Annotated in this window: 19 protein-coding genes; 1 reads left to right on the forward strand and 18 read right to left on the reverse strand. The window is 37.8% G+C overall.

The genetic code is table 11. The features are described 5' to 3' along the window. Nucleotides 1–91: 91 nt before the first annotated feature. The 9 genes from rncS to C564_RS0105870 form a co-directional block, all read right to left on the reverse strand. Entirely contained in the window at nt 92–829 is a 738-nt protein-coding gene (gene rncS, locus C564_RS0105825; RefSeq protein WP_003199450.1) for a ribonuclease III, read from the reverse strand. Nucleotides 830–888: 59 nt separating this feature from the next. Further along, nucleotides 889–1122 (reverse strand): acyl carrier protein, encoded by a 234-nt coding sequence (gene acpP, locus C564_RS0105830; RefSeq protein ID WP_000786062.1) that lies wholly within the window; start codon nt 1120–1122, stop codon nt 889–891. Nucleotides 1123–1193: 71 nt separating this feature from the next. After that, entirely contained in the window at nt 1194–1934 is a 741-nt protein-coding gene (gene fabG / locus C564_RS0105835; RefSeq protein ID WP_016115974.1) for a 3-oxoacyl-[acyl-carrier-protein] reductase, read from the reverse strand. Next, entirely contained in the window at nt 1928–2878 is a 951-nt protein-coding gene (gene fabD, locus C564_RS0105840; protein WP_018764720.1) for an ACP S-malonyltransferase, read from the reverse strand. Before fabD ends, fabG begins: the two co-directional genes overlap by 7 nt. Before the next feature lie 14 nt (nt 2879–2892). Beyond that, nucleotides 2893–3885, reverse strand: coding sequence for a phosphate acyltransferase PlsX (plsX, locus tag C564_RS0105845; protein ID WP_018764721.1), 993 nt, complete (start codon nt 3883–3885; stop codon nt 2893–2895). After that, nucleotides 3882–4475: a transcription factor FapR gene (gene fapR, locus C564_RS0105850; protein ID WP_003199443.1), complete on the reverse strand. Its 594-nt coding sequence runs from the start codon at nt 4473–4475 to the stop codon at nt 3882–3884. Before fapR ends, plsX begins: the two co-directional genes overlap by 4 nt. A gap of 90 nt (nt 4476–4565) precedes the next feature. Beyond that, entirely contained in the window at nt 4566–6614 is a 2049-nt protein-coding gene (gene recG / locus C564_RS0105855; RefSeq protein WP_018764722.1) for an ATP-dependent DNA helicase RecG, read from the reverse strand. 430 nt (nt 6615–7044) lie between these two features. Next, nucleotides 7045–8721, reverse strand: coding sequence for a DAK2 domain-containing protein (locus tag C564_RS0105865; protein ID WP_003208184.1), 1677 nt, complete (start codon nt 8719–8721; stop codon nt 7045–7047). A 22-nt stretch (nt 8722–8743) separates the two neighbouring features. Continuing rightward, complete coding sequence (locus C564_RS0105870; RefSeq protein WP_000021111.1) at nt 8744–9106, reverse strand: Asp23/Gls24 family envelope stress response protein; 363 nt, start codon at nt 9104–9106, stop codon at nt 8744–8746. A 378-nt stretch (nt 9107–9484) separates the two neighbouring features. Here C564_RS0105870 and rpmB point away from each other — a divergent pair, with 378 nt between their 5' ends. Continuing rightward, nucleotides 9485–9673, forward strand: coding sequence for a 50S ribosomal protein L28 (gene rpmB / locus C564_RS0105875; RefSeq protein WP_000124776.1), 189 nt, complete (start codon nt 9485–9487; stop codon nt 9671–9673). A gap of 71 nt (nt 9674–9744) precedes the next feature. Here the strand turns inward: rpmB and spoVM are convergent, their stop codons facing one another. The 9 genes from spoVM to fmt all read right to left on the reverse strand — a co-directional run bounded on the left by spoVM (nt 9745) and on the right by fmt (nt 18556). Continuing rightward, the gene (gene spoVM / locus C564_RS31735) at nt 9745–9825 is read right to left on the reverse strand and encodes a stage V sporulation protein SpoVM (RefSeq protein WP_001213600.1); all 81 of its coding nucleotides are present in this window, start codon (nt 9823–9825) and stop codon (nt 9745–9747) included. Between the two features lie 66 nt (nt 9826–9891). Beyond that, the gene (locus C564_RS0105885) at nt 9892–10533 is read right to left on the reverse strand and encodes a thiamine diphosphokinase (protein ID WP_018764724.1); all 642 of its coding nucleotides are present in this window, start codon (nt 10531–10533) and stop codon (nt 9892–9894) included. Between the two features lie 105 nt (nt 10534–10638). Further along, nucleotides 10639–11283, reverse strand: coding sequence for a ribulose-phosphate 3-epimerase (rpe, locus tag C564_RS0105890; protein ID WP_003199671.1), 645 nt, complete (start codon nt 11281–11283; stop codon nt 10639–10641). Nucleotides 11284–11285: 2 nt separating this feature from the next. Then, entirely contained in the window at nt 11286–12167 is an 882-nt protein-coding gene (gene rsgA, locus C564_RS0105895) for a ribosome small subunit-dependent GTPase A (protein WP_003199670.1), read from the reverse strand. A 284-nt stretch (nt 12168–12451) separates the two neighbouring features. Beyond that, nucleotides 12452–14422, reverse strand: coding sequence for a Stk1 family PASTA domain-containing Ser/Thr kinase (gene pknB / locus C564_RS0105900; RefSeq protein ID WP_018764725.1), 1971 nt, complete (start codon nt 14420–14422; stop codon nt 12452–12454). 8 nt (nt 14423–14430) lie between these two features. Further along, a complete protein-coding gene (locus C564_RS0105905; RefSeq protein WP_003199663.1) occupies nt 14431–15183 on the reverse strand; it encodes a Stp1/IreP family PP2C-type Ser/Thr phosphatase in 753 nt (250 codons plus the stop codon). Between the two features lie 4 nt (nt 15184–15187). Continuing rightward, on the reverse strand, nt 15188–16276 hold the full coding sequence (gene rlmN / locus C564_RS0105910; RefSeq protein ID WP_003199662.1) for a 23S rRNA (adenine(2503)-C(2))-methyltransferase RlmN: 1089 nt from the start codon (nt 16274–16276) through the stop codon (nt 15188–15190). Between the two features lie 4 nt (nt 16277–16280). Continuing rightward, entirely contained in the window at nt 16281–17615 is a 1335-nt protein-coding gene (gene rsmB / locus C564_RS0105915; protein WP_018764726.1) for a 16S rRNA (cytosine(967)-C(5))-methyltransferase RsmB, read from the reverse strand. Then, nucleotides 17612–18556, reverse strand: coding sequence for a methionyl-tRNA formyltransferase (fmt, locus tag C564_RS0105920; protein ID WP_003199658.1), 945 nt, complete (start codon nt 18554–18556; stop codon nt 17612–17614). Before fmt ends, rsmB begins: the two co-directional genes overlap by 4 nt. Nucleotides 18557–18563: the final 7 nt, after the last annotated feature.

Genomic DNA, 18563 nt, shown 5'->3' on the forward strand with positions numbered 1-18563 from the left:
TGTACGGATTCATATTTATCTTTTCATATCCAAATAAAAATAAAGTTTCATTCTATGCATAAGGAATCCCCCTCATGTAAAGGGGGATTCCTTATGATTGTTCTTTTAACTTTTTCAACGCCTCTGAAGCAGCTTGTTGCTCTGCTTCTTTTTTCGACTTACCGCTACCAAGACCTAGAGCCACGCCATTTAATGTAACACGTGACACAAACTCTCGATTGTGAGCAGGTCCTTTTTCTTGCAAAATTTGATACTCAATATTACCGCTACCATCACGCTGAATTAATTCTTGTAGTTGACTCTTATAATCCATCACATGAGAAAAAGCACCTTCATTAATTTTTGGATATACAATTTCTTTTAAGAATTCCCAAACTGTCTCCAACCCTTGATCAAGATAAAGGGCACCAATAAACGCTTCAAAGACATCCGCTAATAAAGCTGGTCGTTCACGTCCACCCGTCATTTCTTCACCTTTTCCTAGTAAAACAAGGTTACCAAATGACAATTCATTCGCAAAGCGGACAAGAGATGGTTCACATACAACAGCTGCACGCAACTTTGTTAGCTCTCCTTCGCTCATTGTCGGATATTTTTGAAACAAATACTGTGATACAGTTAATTCTAGTACAGCGTCTCCAAGAAATTCTAGACGTTCATTGTCTTCATGTGGCTTTTTTCGATGCTCATTCACATACGATGAATGCGTAAATGCTTGAATTAATAATTTTTCGTCTGTAAACGTAATACCTATTTTTTGTTGAAACATTTTAAAAGCTTCACGATATTTTGTTTCATATTTTTTTTCTCTATATTTTCGGTACGGCATAGGTCCCTCCAGATATAAGCCGAGAAAGCCCCGCTATAAAACGGGACTTCACTCAAACATTATAGATGACTCTCTATGTAAGTCACAGCATCGCCAACAGTAGCAATTTTTTCTGCATCTTCATCAGAAATTTCCATTTCAAACTCATCTTCCAATTGCATTACAAGTTCAACTACATCTAGGGAGTCTGCACCTAAATCTTCTTTAAAGCTTGCAGCTGGTACTACTTCTGTTTCTTCTACTCCTAAACGATCCACGATAATTTTCGTTACACGCTCTAAAACATCTGCCATAATTCATTCACCTCCCCTCAAATATTATATTAAATATTTCACAAAAAAACTAGGTGAAATCGTTTCTTTTATTACATTACCATACCACCATCAACATGTAATGTTTGTCCTGTAATATATTTGCTGTGATCAGCAGCAAAAAATGTTACAGCATTCGCAATATCTTGCGCTTCTCCAAACTTAGCAGCAGGAATTAATTTTAACATTTCCTCTTTTACGTTTTCGCCTAATACATCTGTCATATCAGTAGCAATAAACCCTGGAGCAATTGCATTTACTGTTATATTTCGGCTAGCCAATTCTTTTGCGGAAGTCTTTGTCAATCCAATTACCCCAGCTTTTGCTGCAACGTAATTTGCTTGACCGGGATTCCCTGTAACACCGACAACAGAAGCAATATTAATAATACGACCATGACGCTGACGCATCATGTAACGAGATACTGCTTTCGTACATAAGAATACACCTTTTAAGTTTGTATCAATAACTGTATCCCATTCTTCTTCTTTCATACGCATTAATAAATTATCTCTTGTTACCCCTGCATTATTCACAAGAATATCAACTCGTCCAAATGTATCCACAGTGTGTTTTACCAGGTTTGTAACTTCTTCAACATTAGCAACGTCTGCTCTCACTGCGATTGCTTCTGAACCAAGTTTTTTTATTTCATCAACTACTTCATTTGCTTTTTGCTCATTACCAGCATAGTTAACTACAACTGTTGCCCCTTGCTTCGCTAAATCAATTGCAATTGCGCGGCCAATTCCACGTGATGCACCTGTTACTAATGCAACTTTCCCTTTTAACATCCGCTTTCTCCTCTCAAACTTGAAATGGTACCTTTCAATGTCTCTTCATCATATATCGCATATACCTTTGCAGATGGAGCAATTGATTTCATAAGACCAGCAAGAACTTTCCCGGGACCAATTTCAATAAATGTATCTACACCTTGTTCTACCATCTGTTCAATAGATGGGTACCATAAAACAGGTGAATAGAGCTGTTCAATTAGCTTTTCTTGAATATCTTCACTGCGATTAACGCAATTAGCCGTAACGTTTGCAACAACTGGAATGTTTGCATCTTGAATTGTAATTTCATTTAAAACATTTTGAAACTTCTCAGCTGCTGGTTTCATTAATGAAGAATGGAAGGGACCGCTCACACGAAGCGGAATTGCTCGTTTCGCACCATTTTCTTTCACTTTTTGAGAAGCGAATTCTACTCCTCGTTTCGTTCCAGAGATAACGATTTGCTTCGTACTATTCATATTAGCAATTTGCACAGCATGACCTTCACTCGTTACTTCTTCTGTAACTTGTTTCAGAACATCTGGATCTGCCCCTAAAATAGCGGCCATTGCACCTTCTCCGCTTGGCACAGCTTCTTCCATATATTCACCACGTTTTCTCACAGCATAAACAGCATCTTCAAATGTTAATGCTCCCGCTGCAACAAGCGCGCTATACTCACCTAAGCTATGGCCAGCAACATAATCAGGCGTAATATCATATTGTTTCAAAGCTGTTAAGATTGCAATACTTGTCGTTAATAGTGCTGGTTGCGCATTTGTCGTTAATGTTAGCTTCTCCTGAGGTCCTTCAAAAATTAATGATGAAAGAGACTCCTGTAAAACTTCATCCGCTTTTTGAAATATTTTTGCAACCTCTTTATTATTCCCTGCTAATTGCTGTCCCATTCCAACCGCCTGTGAACCTTGGCCCGGAAAAAGAAATGCTAGTTTTCCCATTTCAAACCCTCCTCTTATTGAAGCGGCTCTTTCTCCATTACACTTGAAATTGTAGGAATGACTTCTTTCGCTACCATTTCTCTCGTTTGACGAATCGCACTAAAAATCGATTGATCATTAGAAGATCCGTGAGCCTTAATGACAGGAGCTTTTAATCCAAACAATGCTGCTCCGCCATACTCCGAATAATCCATTTTATCTTTTAATATCATCAGCTTCGGTTTTAATACTGCCGCTGCTAATTTACTTGTGAACGAACTCATTAATTGTTCTTTTAACATAGAAAATAATGCTAGTGCAGTTCCTTCTAATGATTTTAATGCTACGTTTCCAGTAAAACCATCGCATACAACTACATCTGCCACACCTTGTAATAGGTCTCTTGACTCAACGTTTCCAACAAAATTAATTGGCGCATCTTTTAGCATAGTGAATACTTGTTTTGAAAGTTCGTTTCCTTTGCCATCTTCTGTCCCGACATTCAAAAGACCAACACGCGGATTGTTAATTCCTCTTACTTTCTCAGCGTAAATAGAACCCATTACCGCATATTGATATAAATGAATTGGCTTCGCGTCAACATTTGCTCCAACGTCTAACATAACAAAACCTTTCCCATCAATTGTTGGCATTGTAGGAGATAACGCTGGACGTTCAATCCCTTCCATACGTCCTACCACAAACAATCCAGCTGCCATTAAAGCCCCTGTGTTACCTGCTGATATACAAGCATTGGCTACACCTTCTTTTACTTGCTGCGCTGCAAGTACCATTGAAGCTTGCTTTTTCCGACGAACAGCTCTTACTGGTTCATCTGTCCCTTCAATCTTTTCATCTGTATGAAGTACAGTAATACGCTCTTCGCTTGTTAAATACTGACGAATCTCCTCTTCTTTTCCTACCAAAGTAATATGTAAATCTGAATATTCCTTAATAGCTTTCATTGCTCCTAATACAGCTGCTTTTGGAGCGTGATCGCCACCCATTGCATCTATTGCGATTTTCATAAATTGTTACCTTCCTCACTATAATTACTAGATCGATACATTTCAAAAGTGCCTGTAAAAACAAGTTCTTCGCCAACAAAGCTATGCACTTTGACAACCGTCCGTCCTTTATCATTCTCCACATCTTCAACGCGGGCTTTTGCAACAACACGTTCTCCTAATTTTACAGGACGAATATATCGAATGGTAGACTTTGCAGTTAAAGCTAATTCTTCATCAATAACTGCAACAGCTAGTGAGTTCGCTTGAGCAAACAAATGGTGCCCACGCGCAATTTGATTTCTTTTAAATACATGCTCCATCTTCACTTCAAAAATAGAAATTGCATGTCTATCTAATTCTATATCAATAATTTCTCCAACTACCTCTTCTAACGGTAAAGATTTTACATCTTCTTCATGCTGTTTCGTTGCCACGTGTTTAATTCGCTCTCTTAACTCAGGAATCGATAATTCCATTCGATCAAGGCGAACAGTTTGTATACTTACTTGAAACTGCTCTGCTAACTCTTCATCCGTTATGAAAGGATTCGTTTCTATTGTTTGTTGTAATAATACTTGTCTTTCTTTCTTACTTTTTCTTTTTTTCATACCGCACCATCCGTTTTTATGACTAGGTACTAACAGTAGTATATAATCATTAAAAGTAGAATGCAACAAAAAAATTTGCACATTCCATTTTTAATCGAGCTTTTCTCCTTGAAACACACCTGCTCCTTCAAGATATACGCGTAATGCAGCATACTGCTCGTTGTGCCAAAACGCTTCAGAATCAACCAGCACGGCCGCATCTTGTCTCGCCGTTTCCAACGCTCGATAATCATGTACCATATCAGCTACCTTAAACTCTGGTAGACCACTTTGTTTACTTCCAAAGAAATCTCCAGGACCACGTAACTCTAAATCTTTTTCCGACAATACAAATCCATCATTTGTTTCTGTCATAATGCGCATGCGTTCTTTCCCAGTTTCCGATTTCGGATCTGCGATTAACAAACAATACGACTGCTCACTCCCACGGCCAACACGACCTCGAAGCTGGTGCAATTGCGATAAACCAAAGCGCTCCGCATCATAAATTACCATAACCGTTGCATTTGGCACGTTGACACCAACCTCAACTACAGTTGTTGAAACAAGAATTTGCACTTTATTTTCACTAAATTTCTCCATTACATCTTCTTTTTCTTGAGAAGATAAACGTCCGTGCATTAATCCAACCTGAAACTTTCCTTGATAGTGATGCATCAGCATACTATGCAAATCAATTGCATTTTGCACATCAAGCTTCTCAGATTCTTCAATAAGCGGACAAATTACATAAGCTTGTCTCCCCTTATTCACTTCCTTTTCCACGAAACCAAGGACACGTTCTAACATATCATGTTTTGCCCAATACGTTTCAATCACTTTACGCCCAGCAGGCATTTCATCAATAATAGAAACATCCATCTCTCCAAAAGCAGTAATCGCCAATGTACGAGGAATCGGTGTTGCTGTCATAAACAACACATCTGGACTTTCACCTTTCTCTCGTAAAACGCGGCGCTGCGCTACACCAAAACGGTGTTGTTCGTCAGTAATAACAAGTCCAAGTCTATGGAAAATGACCTCATCCTGAATTAAAGCATGTGTCCCAACAAGAATATCTATTTCTCCTTGCTCAAGTTTCGCTAAAACTTCACGACGACGTGCCCCCTTAACTGAACTCGTTAACAATTCCACATTCATATTAAAATGCGAGAACGTCTCTGCTAGCGATTGATAATGTTGCTCAGCTAAAATTTCTGTAGGGACCATTAACGCACCTTGATAATGTGCAAGTTTCGCTGCATAAAGAGCAATTGCAGCTACGACTGTTTTTCCTGATCCAACATCCCCTTGTAATAACCGATTCATCCGGTACGGAGACTGCATATCTTTTATAATCTCAGAAACAACGCGACGCTGTGCTCCAGTAAGCGGGAACGGAAGTGCATCAGTGAACTCTTCTAATTCTTTCATTGAAATATCTTTTTTCGTCCCCTTCGAACTCTCTCTTTCCATTTTACGCAACGCTTGCATTTTGAGCTGGAATAAGAAAAATTCTTCATATACAAATCGACGGCGTGCTTGTTTTAAATCTTCTTGACCAACTGGAAAATGGAGCGCTCGAAGCGCTTCATAACGCGGTAATAATTTATAACGCCCTAACAAACCATCTGGCAACATTTCTTCTATAGAGGAACCATACTCTTTTAAAGCTTGTGCAATAAAACGTCGCATTTGTTTTACTGTTAATTTTCCTTTTACTGAATACACAGGTTCCACTTCTTGCTGACGTACGACTGGACCAAAGTGAAGCTCGGATATAGAAATCGTTTGACGATGCTGATCCCATTTACCAGTAATCGTCACCGTTTCATCAAGCTTTAATTTTTGCTTATAATACGGTCTATTAAAACATACAGCCGTAATTAAATAACGGCCAACAAGTACGCGAACAGTAAGACGCGATTTCTTTTTCCCGTAATATTGTAATAAAGGAGCACTATGCACCTTTCCTTCCACTGTTACACGCTCTTCATGTTTCACTTCTGCCAAATCTTTCATCGCGTAGTCTTCATAACGGTACGGAAAATGCTCTAATAGATGGGAAACTGTATAAATCCCCATCTCATGTAATAATTCAGATGTCTCTTCCCCGATTCCTTTTACATCCGTAACAGGAACTTGCACAACTTCACTCAAGATTTTCACGCTCCGTCACATCATTTTCTTATTTTTACTTGCGTATATACTTCATACATATATGGATATACAATTCCATATAACTTATACATTTACTATCCTAACTTGTAATCGTTCTCTTCTGCCTTTTCTATTCTATCATAGGCATTCTCAAGGAAACTACCCTTATACATTATCAGCCATATATAATGACCCTTTCCTTTCATTAACCTAAAGACCTACTTGATTAAACTTTGCGAAATCTTTTATCAAATTATGTATATTCCAAAGAAAGATATGCGATAAAAAAGAGCCTTACTATAGCAGCAAGGCTCTTTTTTATCGTCATTATGCTAGCCTTTTGAAAAAGAACCACTGACGATAGATTATCGCTAGTTCTTGCTCATTAGCAAGTAAAACCATTCATCTCTATGCAAAAAAGAAATTCCCTTTATTCTACAGAGAATATGAAAGAATATACAGGTTGATTTCCTTGGTGAACTTCTACCTCTACATCTTCAAACTTCTCTTCTACAAATGCAACTAACTCTGCAACTTCTTCATCTGTTGCATCTTCACCTTGCAAGATCGTTACAATCTCAGAATCTTCATCAATCATACTTTCTAGCAATTGCTTCGCTGCATCTACTTTTTTAGCATTTGTAGATACAATTTTCCCATCTGCAATACACATGAAATCATTTTTTTGAATCGCTACACCGTCAATTTCCGTATCACGAACTGCATACGTAATTTGACCTGTTTTCACATGTGCTAGTGCTTCTTGCATGTTCTCTTCGTTTTCTTCTAACGTTCCAACTGGATTAAATGCTAACATTGCAGCCATTCCTTGAGGAACAGTTTTTGAACGAACAACAATCACTTCTTGATCAACAACAGATGCCGCTTGCTCTGCTGCCATCACAATATTCCCGTTATTCGGTAATATAATGATTTTTTCAGCATTCGCTTCTTCGATTGCCTTTACGATATCCTCTGTACTTGGGTTCATCGTTTGACCACCTTCGATAACTTGTGTTGCCCCAATGCTCTCGAATAGGTTTTTAATACCTGATCCCATTGCTACAGTTACAATACCGTATGGTTGCTTTTCTTTTACTGGAATTACTTTTTCCGGCATCGGTGTTGGCTCATCTAATAAAGCAGTATGCTGTTCGCGCATATTTTCTACTTTAATTTTAATCAAACTACCATAACGTTGACCGTAGTTCATCGCATCACCAGGATGTTCTGCATGAATATGAACTTTTACAACTTCATCATCCGAGACAACAAGCAATGAATCTCCATATACACTAATATCTTCACGGAATTTCTGCTCAGAGAAATTATGTTCTTTCATTTTTTCAGACTCTAATTTCACCATAAATTCCGTACAATATCCGTATTTAATATCTTCTGTACTCAATTGGCTTTGTACACTACGGTGATGCTCCGCACGCACCATTTCATTCATAGATGGTTGTGCTGGTACATCAGAAGAAATTGTTTCCCCTTTTAAATCAGCTAAAAAGCCTTCGTATACAACAACAAGACCTTTACCACCGCTATCTACAACGCCAACTTGTTTTAATACAGGTAATAAATCTGGCGTACGATTTAACGATGCATTTGCTTCTTTGACAACGTCTTCCATAAACAAAACAAAGTCGCGCTGTTTTTTCGCAACTGTGACTGCATATTTCCCCGTTTCTCTTGCAACTGTTAAAATCGTTCCTTCAATCGGCTTCATAACCGCTTTATACGCCGTTTCTACACCAGCTTCTAAAGCTGCCGCAAAATCAACTGTTGTTAATTCTTCTTTTTGTTCAATGGATTTAGAGAAACCACGGAACAACTGAGATAAAATAACACCTGAGTTACCACGAGCTCCCATTAATAATCCTTTTGCTAAACTTACGCCGACTTTACCAGCATGCTGCGAAGGGTTTGCTTTCACTTCACGCGCGCCTGAAGTCATTGATAAATTCATATTTGTACCGGTATCGCCATCTGGAACTGGAAAAACGTTTAATGCATCAACAAGCTGAACATTGTTTGTTAAGTTATTCGCTCCTTGAATAATCATTTGTGATAAACGTTTCCCATCAATTTTTTGAATTGACACAGATTTTCCTCCTTAATGCACATTACAAGTTTATTACTTTAACTCCTTGTACGTAGATGTTTACAGAATCTACTGCTAGTCCTACCGTTTGGTCTAATGTATATTTCACTTTCGTTTGGACGTTGTGTGCTACCTCTGAAATTTTTGTACCATAGCTCACAATAATATACATATCAATATGTACTTCATCTTCGTCTTTACGAACAATAACGCCTCTAGTGAAGTTTTCTTTTCGTAAAATTTCTGTTAATCCATCTTTTAATTGATTTTTTGAAGCCATACCAACGATACCGTAGCAATCTACCGCGGCACCTCCAGCAATCGTTGCAATTACATCTGTACTAATATCAATTTGACCGTACTTCGTTTTAATTTCAATTGACATCTCTTTTCCCCCTTCATAAATGGTGAAAGTGAGCTAGACTACTTTAATTACTATCATATAATCTTTTTAAAGAAAATTCCATCGTTCTTTCTTTTCGCTCTCATATTTTATACTTATTATTACACTTTTCTACGACGAGCAAAATAGTCCATTGTTATTATACAACATGTACCACTATAATATGTCAAGTGATTTTTCTTGATTTCTACTTTTCTTTACTGAAATTTAGTGTCAAGTAATTTTTCTTGATTTCTTTTTTATACACTGTTGCATTCTCTTTTTAGTTGTGTTAAATTATAGTAGTGTTTTTAGCATCGCATAAAAGACTAACATTGAAAAAATTACGTATGGTAAGGTAGTTAAGGGAGGGAAATATAGATGGCTCGTGTTTGTGCTATTACTGGAAGAAAAGCTCGTTCTGGTAACTCTCGTTCTCACGCAATGAACGCTACAAAACGTAAATGGGGCGCTAACCTTCAAAAAGTTCGCGTACGCATCGACGGTAAAGTTCAACGTGTTTACGTTTCTGCTAGAGCATTAAAATCTGGCAAAATCGAACGTGTTTAATAATAAAAAAAAGAGCCAATAGGCTCTTTTTTTATTATCCTCATGAAAAAAGCACCATTAATGGTGCTTTTTTAGTCCTTTTTAAAGGTATTTAACACCGCGCGAACAATTCCACCAAGAAATTTAGGTAACTTAATTGTATAAAATCTCATGGTTTCCCTCCTAATCCCCATTACTCCACTTGTTTACTATATGATGCAAGTAGCAAAAGTGTTTCTTCAATCAGTGCTTCTTATCACCATTAATATGCCAGAAGCAAATGAAAAAGTACCTTTTTCCGCAATGAGTTCATTACTAATACAAAGCGTCGATCCCCATTCTATCGTTTTATCAGTAAGAGGATATTTAAAGCCACGAAGTGTAATACCTTTTACAATTTCCGTAACAGGCACAAAGGATACGTATGGAAATTGTTCATTTTCTTCAATTATATATGTGCCTACTTTTTTTACAGAGATTTCATTTTTATTGTCAACGATATACATTTCAGTATGTGCTTCCAGCCCTTTTAAAAGCATTTGTATGTTCGCTAACCCATGATCAAGCCTTCCGCCTGTAGCACCAAAAATGCGAATCAAATCCGGCTTTTGCTCCAGTGCCCAATGAATTGCGATTTCTAAATCCGTTTGATCTTTTTCACGCGGAACAATATGTAACTCATCTGTCTGTTTTTGCATCCACGCTAATTCTTCATCTGTAACTGAGTCATAATCACCAAATGCAACAGTAGGTATGATTCCTCTTTGCAACAAACGATATACACCACGATCAACCGCAGCCCATACTACTTCCTCATTTTCATACCGAGAGAAATCAGCACAGTACTCCGCCGGTCCTCCAGCTAAAATATGAATAATCATCTTTTCTTTCCCTTCTATAGAAAAAAGCAATCTGCCAGTCGGTAGATTGCTTTTTTCACATTAGCCCGTTCTAACAGGTCTTAAAAGTTTTCTTATCTATATTCCTTATCCACGAATTACTCGAATTGCTTCACCGCGGTCTTTTTGATTGTACACTGCTGATCCTGCTACAAGAACATTTGCTCCAGCTTCTACACAAAGTCTCGCAGTCTCAGCATTCACACCACCATCAACTTCGATTTCTACTTGTAAATTACGCTCTTTGACCATTTCTGCAACTTGTTTAATTTTCGGTAATACAGAGTGAATAAACTTCTGTCCACCAAATCCTGGATTTACTGTCATAAGTAATACCATATCAATATCTCCCAATACGTGTTCAATCATTGAAACTGGTGTATGTGGGTTTAATACAACTCCAGCTTTAATACCATGTGATTTAATTAATTGAATCGTACGATGTAAATGCGGGCACACCTCTACATGAACAGTAATAATATCCGCTCCAGCTTTTGCAAAAGTAGGGATATAGTTATCCGGGTTTTCAATCATTAAGTGTACATCTAATGGTAAAGATGTAATTGGACGAATCGCTTCTACAATTAATGGACCAATTGTAATGTTCGGAACAAAATGCCCATCCATTACGTCAACATGGATATAATCCGCTCCGCCCTTTTCTACATCTTTAATTTCTTCCCCTAGTTTGGAAAAATCTGCTGATAAAATCGATGGTGCAATTTTAATCATATTTAATACCTCGGCTTTCTCTCTCTAATTTCTTCTACAAATTGTTTGTAATGTTCATAACGATATTGTGTAATTTTCCCTTCTTCAACCGCAGCTTTTACTGCACATTTCGGTTCTGAAAGGTGTGTACACCCTCTAAATTTACAGTATTGACTCTCTTCTTTCAACTCTGGAAAACAATACGTAAGATCTTCTACTTCGATATCAATAAAATCAAGAGAGCTAAAACCCGGTGTATCTGCAACCAGACCGCTTCCTACTGCAATTAACTCTACATGCCTTGTCGTATGCTTCCCTCGCCCTAAATGCGATGAAATATCATCTGTTTTTAGGGCTAAATCTGGGCGTAATACATTTAACATGGAAGATTTCCCTACACCAGATTGCCCCGCAACAACTGAGACACAACCTTCTAAGAATGGTTTTAAAATATCAATACTTTCCGATGTATTTATAGAAGTAAATAACACATCATATCCCATTTCACGATAATCATTTGCATAAGATTCAACAGTTTCTCGCATTTTTTCATCTACTAAATCCATTTTACTGATACAAATAATTGGTTTAATGTTATGATATTCAATTAATACTAAAAATCGATCTAATAACCCTGGGTTAAAATCTGGTTCAACTGCTGAGAAAACAAGGATTGCTTGATCAACATTGGCAATTGGCGGCCTAACAAGTTCATTTTTCCGCTCAAAAATCTCTAAAACATAGCCTTCATTCGGATTCTCCGCTTGAAAAACTACTTGATCTCCTACAAGTGGTGTAATTTTATTTTTTCTGAATACACCACGACCACGGCATTGTGTAATGCCACCTTCATGCTGTACATAATAAAAACCACTTAAAGCTTTTACAATTTTTCCTTCTGCCATATAATTCTCCTTTATTCTATATAAAGTGAAATTGTTATCAGCCTCTCCATACAGTTATCCCTTCCTTAAAATATTGAGACGGGGTACTGCCAGCGAATACTAGGATAAAACTGACTATTTATCAGTTCAGATTCTCCTTTATTTCCACTTCACTTTTATGGCTGTCCTTCTATTTCAAAACGTAATTTCTTACCCTTCTACGTTAACAGCATAACAGGCAAGAGCAACAAATTCCACTCTCCATACAAAGAAGGTGGAATCCACCAAATAGAGACACACCTTTACTAGGCTGGATATGGCACTTCTTTATCAATAATTGTCGTCCCATCTCGAACAATTTTGTAATGGCCTTTTGTTCCTTCTTGAATCACAAATTCCAAAGAAATAGTAGCAGATTCTGTTATTGTTCGCGTTTCAATCGGCTTATCCATTTTCTGCTGCATATCTTCTTTATAAATTTCAATTGTTTGTGGCTTTTTCTCACCTGTTGCAGGAGGCTCATACGGAATCGAAATGTTATCAACCTTTACTGTTTTCGTTACTTTAGGCTTCGGACCATCAGAGACAGTAATCGTTACTTTATCCCCTTCTTTTAACGGCGTTCCTGGTTTTGGTGATTGTGAAATTACTTGTCCCTTATCAACAGTATCCGAATATTCTCTTTTTATATCTGGGACCAGTTTCTTTTCATTTAAATAGCTATTCACACTATTTTCCGTCCATCCAGAAAAATCAACAGGTCGAATTTGGTAAGGACCTTTACTCACCCAAACTTTCACATCTTGCTCCGCTTCCACAACCATTTGGTCTGCTGCTGGACTTTGTTCTACGATTTCACCTTTTGGTTTTTCGCTTTCAATATCGTATCGAACAACAATTTTATACTTCCCTTCCAATTCGTCCTTCAAACTATCAAAATCTTTTCCGATTAAATTACTCATCTTATCCTTCTTTTTTCCACCGGATTGATAGATAGTAATTTTCGACCTTTCTTTTACAACCCTTCCTGCTGCCGGACTTGTTTTAATTACTTTCCCAGCTTCAACATCATCTGTATAAACAATGTTCGGTTCAGCAACTTCAAATCCTTTCTCAACAAGAGTGTTAACAGCAGTCTCATACTTCATACCAGACACATCAGGAGTTTTTACGTCTTTAGGAATAAAGAATCCTGGAATCACAGTCAGCGCTAACGTTGTGCCGATTGCTAAAAGTAAAAATGTTGTAAGTAACACTTTCAGCCATTTGTTACTTCGCTTTTTTTTCTCGTTCGGTTTCACTTCTTCATCTTTTATCTGTTCATCCGCTTTACTTCCATTCAATACAATTGTTTCATCGCTTACATTTCCAAATAATTGTTCTTGTTGAATAATTGGAATTGCCTTCGTCGCTTCCATATCTTCAGGTATATAAAATGGTTGTTCGTTAATACGTTCTGGATATAGCGCCGTTTCAATATCTCTCTTCATCGCATTAGCAGACTGATAGCGATGAAATGGATCTTTTGCAGTTGCTTTTAAAATAATATTTTCTACACTTTGCGGAATATCTGGATTCCAGCGTTTTGGAGATGGTGTTTCATTCTGTAAATGTTTTAAAGCGATCGCGACTGCAGACTCTCCTGAGAAAGGTTGTCGCCCTGTTAGTAATTCAAACATAACAATACCAAGCGAATAAATATCCGATTGTTTATTCGCTATCCCTCCACGTGCTTGCTCTGGTGACAAGTAATGGACCGAACCAAGCACTGAGTTCGTATGCGTTATCGCCGTTGCACTTGTAGCAGTCGCAATCCCAAAGTCTGTCACCTTCACGACTCCATCATTCCGAATTAAGATGTTATGTGGCTTTATATCTCTATGGACAATTTCAAAATGATGCGCATGTGCCATTGCAGATGTTAACTGCTCCATAATATCAAGAGCTTCTCCTATCGGTAACATTCCACGCTGCGTTATGTATTGCTTTAATGTTTGTCCAGGTACATATTCCATAACAAGATAATAAATTCCATCTTCTTCCCCAACATCATACATATTCACAATATTTGGATGCGACAACGTTGTAACAGATTGCGCTTCTCGATGGAAACGTTTAATAAACTCATCATTATTTGCATAATCGAGTCTTAATATTTTTACCGCTACATCTCGGCCTAGTATATCATCATGAGCCAAATATACATTGGCCATCCCTCCGCCACCGATCATTTTCAGTAGCTTATAACGGTCGTTTAGGCGTTTTCCAATCAGCACGTTGTAATTCACCTACTTTCGTTTGCCGAATCCGCATAATCAACAATGACAAGGGTAATATTATCTTCTCCCCCACGATCATTCGCAAGTTGAACAAGATGTTCTCCCTTTGTCTCGAGTTGTTCGTTTAATTGCAAAATCTTTCGCATATCATCCATAGCAACTTTATTTGATAATCCGTCAGAGCAAAGAAGCAGTTGATCATTTTCTTCTAACACTAATGTTTTAACATCTAATCCAACTTTTTCTTCTGTTCCAAGCGCTCGTAAAAGCAAATTCTTTTTTGGATGATACTCTGCATCCTCTTTTGAAATCTCACCATATCTGACAAGTTCATTTACAAGTGAATGGTCTTCAGTTATAAGTGAAATCTCATCATCTGATAACATGTAACATCGACTATCTCCTATGTGTCCAATTGTTACAAATCCCGCTGTACAAATCGCAACAATAACAGTAGTTCCCATACCACTACACTCTGTATGTTTCTTCGAGTATTCGTATACCCTCTCGTTAATCATCTCAACGTTTGTATGTAGCCATTCTTCGGCCTTTTTTGGTGTATCCATATTATACGTTTGTTTCCAATAATCATGGAATAGTTGAATGGCCATCGAGCTAGCAACATCGCCTGCTCGATGACCTCCCATTCCATCAGCTACAACAGCTAAAATATCTCCATCTAAATTATGAAAAACTCCTGCACTATCTTCATTATGTTGACGAACTTTCCCTTTATCCGATAGAAACACGGCTTTCATCTTGTCACCTCGTCTCTTCTTTGCGCTCCTTTGCACGCAACTGACCGCAGGCAGCATCAATATCATGACCTTGTTCACGGCGAATCGTTACATTCACTCCACGGTCTTTCAACGTTTTTTCAAATAAGAAAATTTGTTCACGTGGTGTTCTTACGTAATCGCGTTCTGGTACATAGTTTACCGGAATTAAGTTCACATGACATTTTACACCTTTTAAAAGTTGAGCCAATTCTTCGGCATGCTCAACTTGGTCGTTTTCTCCTCCAAATAAGCCATATTCAAACGTAATGCGACGCCCGGTTCTATTTACATAGTATTTAATAGCTTCCATTAAGTCAGGCAGCTTATAAGCACGGTTAATCGGCATTAATTTTGAGCGTAATTCTGTATTTGGAGCGTGCAATGAAATCGCAAAGTTAATTTGCATATCCTCTTCAGCAAACTTATAAATTTTCGGGATGATTCCACTTGTTGAAACCGTCATATGACGTGCACCAATATGAATTCCTTTTTCATGGTTAATAATGCGTAAAAACGACATTAAGTTATCGTAGTTATCAAACGGCTCTCCAATTCCCATTACAACAAGAGAACTCACGCGCTCATCTGTCTCATCAAGCGCACGTTGAACCTCTACTACTTGCGCTACGATTTCTCCAGCCTCTAGGTTTCGCTTTAAACCACCTAGTGTTGATGCACAGAATGTACAACCAATTCGGCAACCTACCTGTGTTGTTACACAAATGGAATTTCCATATTCATGTCGCATTAATACTGTTTCGATAGAATACCCATCATATAATTGGAATAAAAACTTAATTGTCCCATCAGAAGATGTTTGCTTTACTAATGTATTTAAAGTAGTAATATCAAAGGAATTCGACAATTTATCACGCAATCCTTTTGAAAGATTTGTCATATCCTCATAATTTTTTACACGCTTTTTATATAGCCAATCAAAAATTTGACCTGCACGGAATTTCGGTTCACCTTGTTCCTTTAACCAATTTTGCATTTCATGAAGTTGTAAAGAGTAAATAGATGTTTTTTTTGTTTCTAAATCTTTCTTTTGTTTTTTTACAGTCGTTTCCATGATGCTACACCTTCTTTCTTAAACAAGCAATATAAAAGCCATCTGTTGCAAAATAATGCGGTAAAATTTGTACTTGCCCTTCATTTATATAAGGACGTAATTTTTCTGGCATGCGCTCTTTCATAGTAGTATCCCATTCAAATTCAGGATGCTCTTGTAAAAATCGCTCTATCACTTGTTCATTTTCTATTTTTTCAATTGTACACGTACTATAAACAAGGCGACCACCTGCTTTTAACAGTGGAGCTACCTTTTCTAGTATCGATAGCTGAATTGTCGACAGTCTTTCACTATCGCCTTTTTCTTTACCTAATTTAATATCAGGCTTACGTCTGATAACACCAAATCCAGAACATGGTGCGTCTACTAATATTTTGTCAAAGCTTTCGTTCGCAAAATGTTCTTGAACTTTTCTGGCATCTAGCGCCTTTGTTTCAATGTTCTCTAATTCTAGACGCTTCGCCTGTTGCTGAATTAGACGAACTTTATGCGGATGTAAATCCAGCGACGTTACCTGACCAGTCCCCTTTAAACGCTCTGCAATGTGTGTTGTTTTCCCACCAGGCGCCGCGCAGCTATCAAGAACCATATCTCCTTCTTCGGGTTTCAAAGCACGCGCAACAAGCATAGAGCTTTCATCTTGAATAGAAAGGAAACCGTTTTTAAACGCTTCTGTATGCGCTACGTTTCCTTTTTCAATTTGGATAGCATCTTCTGATAAATCACCACATTTTGCTTGTACACCCTCACGTTCTAGCAAAGCAATCGCTTCTTCTACCGTTATTTTATCAACATTCACACGTGCTGTCGGTACCGGCGGAACCATATTTACTTCGCACATTTTTTGCGCTGTTTCTAAATCGTATGCTGATACCCACTCTTGTACAAGCCACTCTGGATGACTCGTTGCAACAGAAACTCGCTCTACAGGATTTTGTATCTCCTCTAAAGATGGCACACCTTCACGTTGAATCGAACGGAGTACCCCGTTTACCATCCCTGCAATTCCTTTATGACCACGACGTTTTGCAATCTCAACAGCCTCATGAATCGCCGCTCTTTCTGGGACGCGATCTAAATATAGCATTTGATATAAAGATAAGCGAAGTAATATTTTTACCCACGCTTCAACTTTTTTTCTTAAAAATGGTTGTAAATAATAGTCAAGTGTATCACGACGTTGAATCGTTCCATAGACAATCTCAGTTAACAAACCAATATCTTTTCTATCAATCGCACTTTTTTCAATCAAATTATTTAAAAGTAAGTTGCTATAAGCGCCACTTTTCTCTACTTGAATTAGACCATCAAGAGCTAACTCACGAACATTTTGTCTCATGCGTCTTCTCCTAACTTCGTACCAATTTCAGGTTTTGTTCCACGTAAAAATTGTGAACAACTCATGCGCTTTTTACCAGATGGTTGTAACTCAGTAATTTTAACACCTGTTTCATTTCCTGTTGCCACAACGAAACCATCTTCTTCAATTGCTACAATAGAACCAGCTTCAGCCTGTACTGTTACAGGAACTTTTTCGCCCCACCATACTTTTACAACTTGCCCTGCTAAAGTTGTATAAGCAACTGGCCACGGATTTAAACCACGAATGTGATTGTAAACCTCTTCTCCTGTTTTCATCCAATCAATCTTTTCTTGCTCACGTTTAATATTGTAAGCGAATGTTACTTCATCCTCATTTTGTTTAATCGGTTCTAATTTTCCTTGTATTAAAAGCGGAACTGTTTTTGATAATAAGTGCGCTCCAGCCTCACTTAATTTATCAAATAATGAACCAGTTGTTTCACGTTCTTCGATTTCCACTTCTACTTGCGTTAAAATATCACCAGCATCTAATTTTTCCACCATATACATAATTGTGATACCTGTTTTTTCTTTTCCCTGCATGATGGAGTAATGAATTGGTGCACCGCCGCGAAGTTCTGGAAGTAATGAAGCATGAACATTAATACATCCATACTTTGGTGCTTCTAAAATTTCGTTTGGTACAATTTGTCCGAACGCAGCTGTCACAATTAAATCCGGCTCTAATGCCAATACTTTTTCATATTCGTCTTTTTCACGAATTTTTAACGGCTGTAACACCGGAATACCATGTTTTTCCGCTTCCACCTTAACAGGTGTTGGTGTCATAACCTTTTTTCTTCCCACTGGACGATCCGGCTGCGTTACAACACCAATTACATCATATCCATCTTCAATAAGACGACGAAGCACCGGTACAGAAAAGTCCGGTGTTCCCATAAATACTACTTTTATCATTCAAAAA

The sequence above is a fragment of the Bacillus sp. 105MF genome (assembly GCF_000374885.1).
GTDB classification, from domain to species: Bacteria; Bacillota; Bacilli; order Bacillales; family Bacillaceae_G; genus Bacillus_A; species Bacillus_A pseudomycoides.

What these genes read in the sequence shown, in the direction of transcription:
- rncS (WP_003199450.1), bottom strand. Translation starts at nt 829, where the DNA reads ATGCCGTACCGAAAATATAGAGAAAAAAAATATGAAACAAAATATCGT.
- acpP (WP_000786062.1), bottom strand. Translation starts at nt 1,122, where the DNA reads ATGGCAGATGTTTTAGAGCGTGTAACGAAAATTATCGTGGATCGTTTA.
- fabG (WP_016115974.1), bottom strand. Translation starts at nt 1,934, where the DNA reads ATGTTAAAAGGGAAAGTTGCATTAGTAACAGGTGCATCACGTGGAATT.
- fabD (WP_018764720.1), bottom strand. Translation starts at nt 2,878, where the DNA reads ATGGGAAAACTAGCATTTCTTTTTCCGGGCCAAGGTTCACAGGCGGTT.
- plsX (WP_018764721.1), bottom strand. Translation starts at nt 3,885, where the DNA reads ATGAAAATCGCAATAGATGCAATGGGTGGCGATCACGCTCCAAAAGCA.
- fapR (WP_003199443.1), bottom strand. Translation starts at nt 4,475, where the DNA reads ATGAAAAAAAGAAAAAGTAAGAAAGAAAGACAAGTATTATTACAACAA.
- C564_RS0105870 (WP_000021111.1), bottom strand. Translation starts at nt 9,106, where the DNA reads ATGTCAATTGAAATTAAAACGAAGTACGGTCAAATTGATATTAGTACA.
- rpmB (WP_000124776.1), top strand. Translation starts at nt 9,485, where the DNA reads ATGGCTCGTGTTTGTGCTATTACTGGAAGAAAAGCTCGTTCTGGTAAC.
- spoVM (WP_001213600.1), bottom strand. Translation starts at nt 9,825, where the DNA reads ATGAGATTTTATACAATTAAGTTACCTAAATTTCTTGGTGGAATTGTT.
- C564_RS0105885 (WP_018764724.1), bottom strand. Translation starts at nt 10,533, where the DNA reads ATGATTATTCATATTTTAGCTGGAGGACCGGCGGAGTACTGTGCTGAT.
- rpe (WP_003199671.1), bottom strand. Translation starts at nt 11,283, where the DNA reads ATGATTAAAATTGCACCATCGATTTTATCAGCAGATTTTTCCAAACTA.
- rsgA (WP_003199670.1), bottom strand. Translation starts at nt 12,167, where the DNA reads ATGGCAGAAGGAAAAATTGTAAAAGCTTTAAGTGGTTTTTATTATGTA.
- C564_RS0105905 (WP_003199663.1), bottom strand. Translation starts at nt 15,183, where the DNA reads ATGAAAGCCGTGTTTCTATCGGATAAAGGGAAAGTTCGTCAACATAAT.
- rlmN (WP_003199662.1), bottom strand. Translation starts at nt 16,276, where the DNA reads ATGGAAACGACTGTAAAAAAACAAAAGAAAGATTTAGAAACAAAAAAA.
- rsmB (WP_018764726.1), bottom strand. Translation starts at nt 17,615, where the DNA reads ATGAGACAAAATGTTCGTGAGTTAGCTCTTGATGGTCTAATTCAAGTA.
- fmt (WP_003199658.1), bottom strand. Translation starts at nt 18,556, where the DNA reads ATGATAAAAGTAGTATTTATGGGAACACCGGACTTTTCTGTACCGGTG.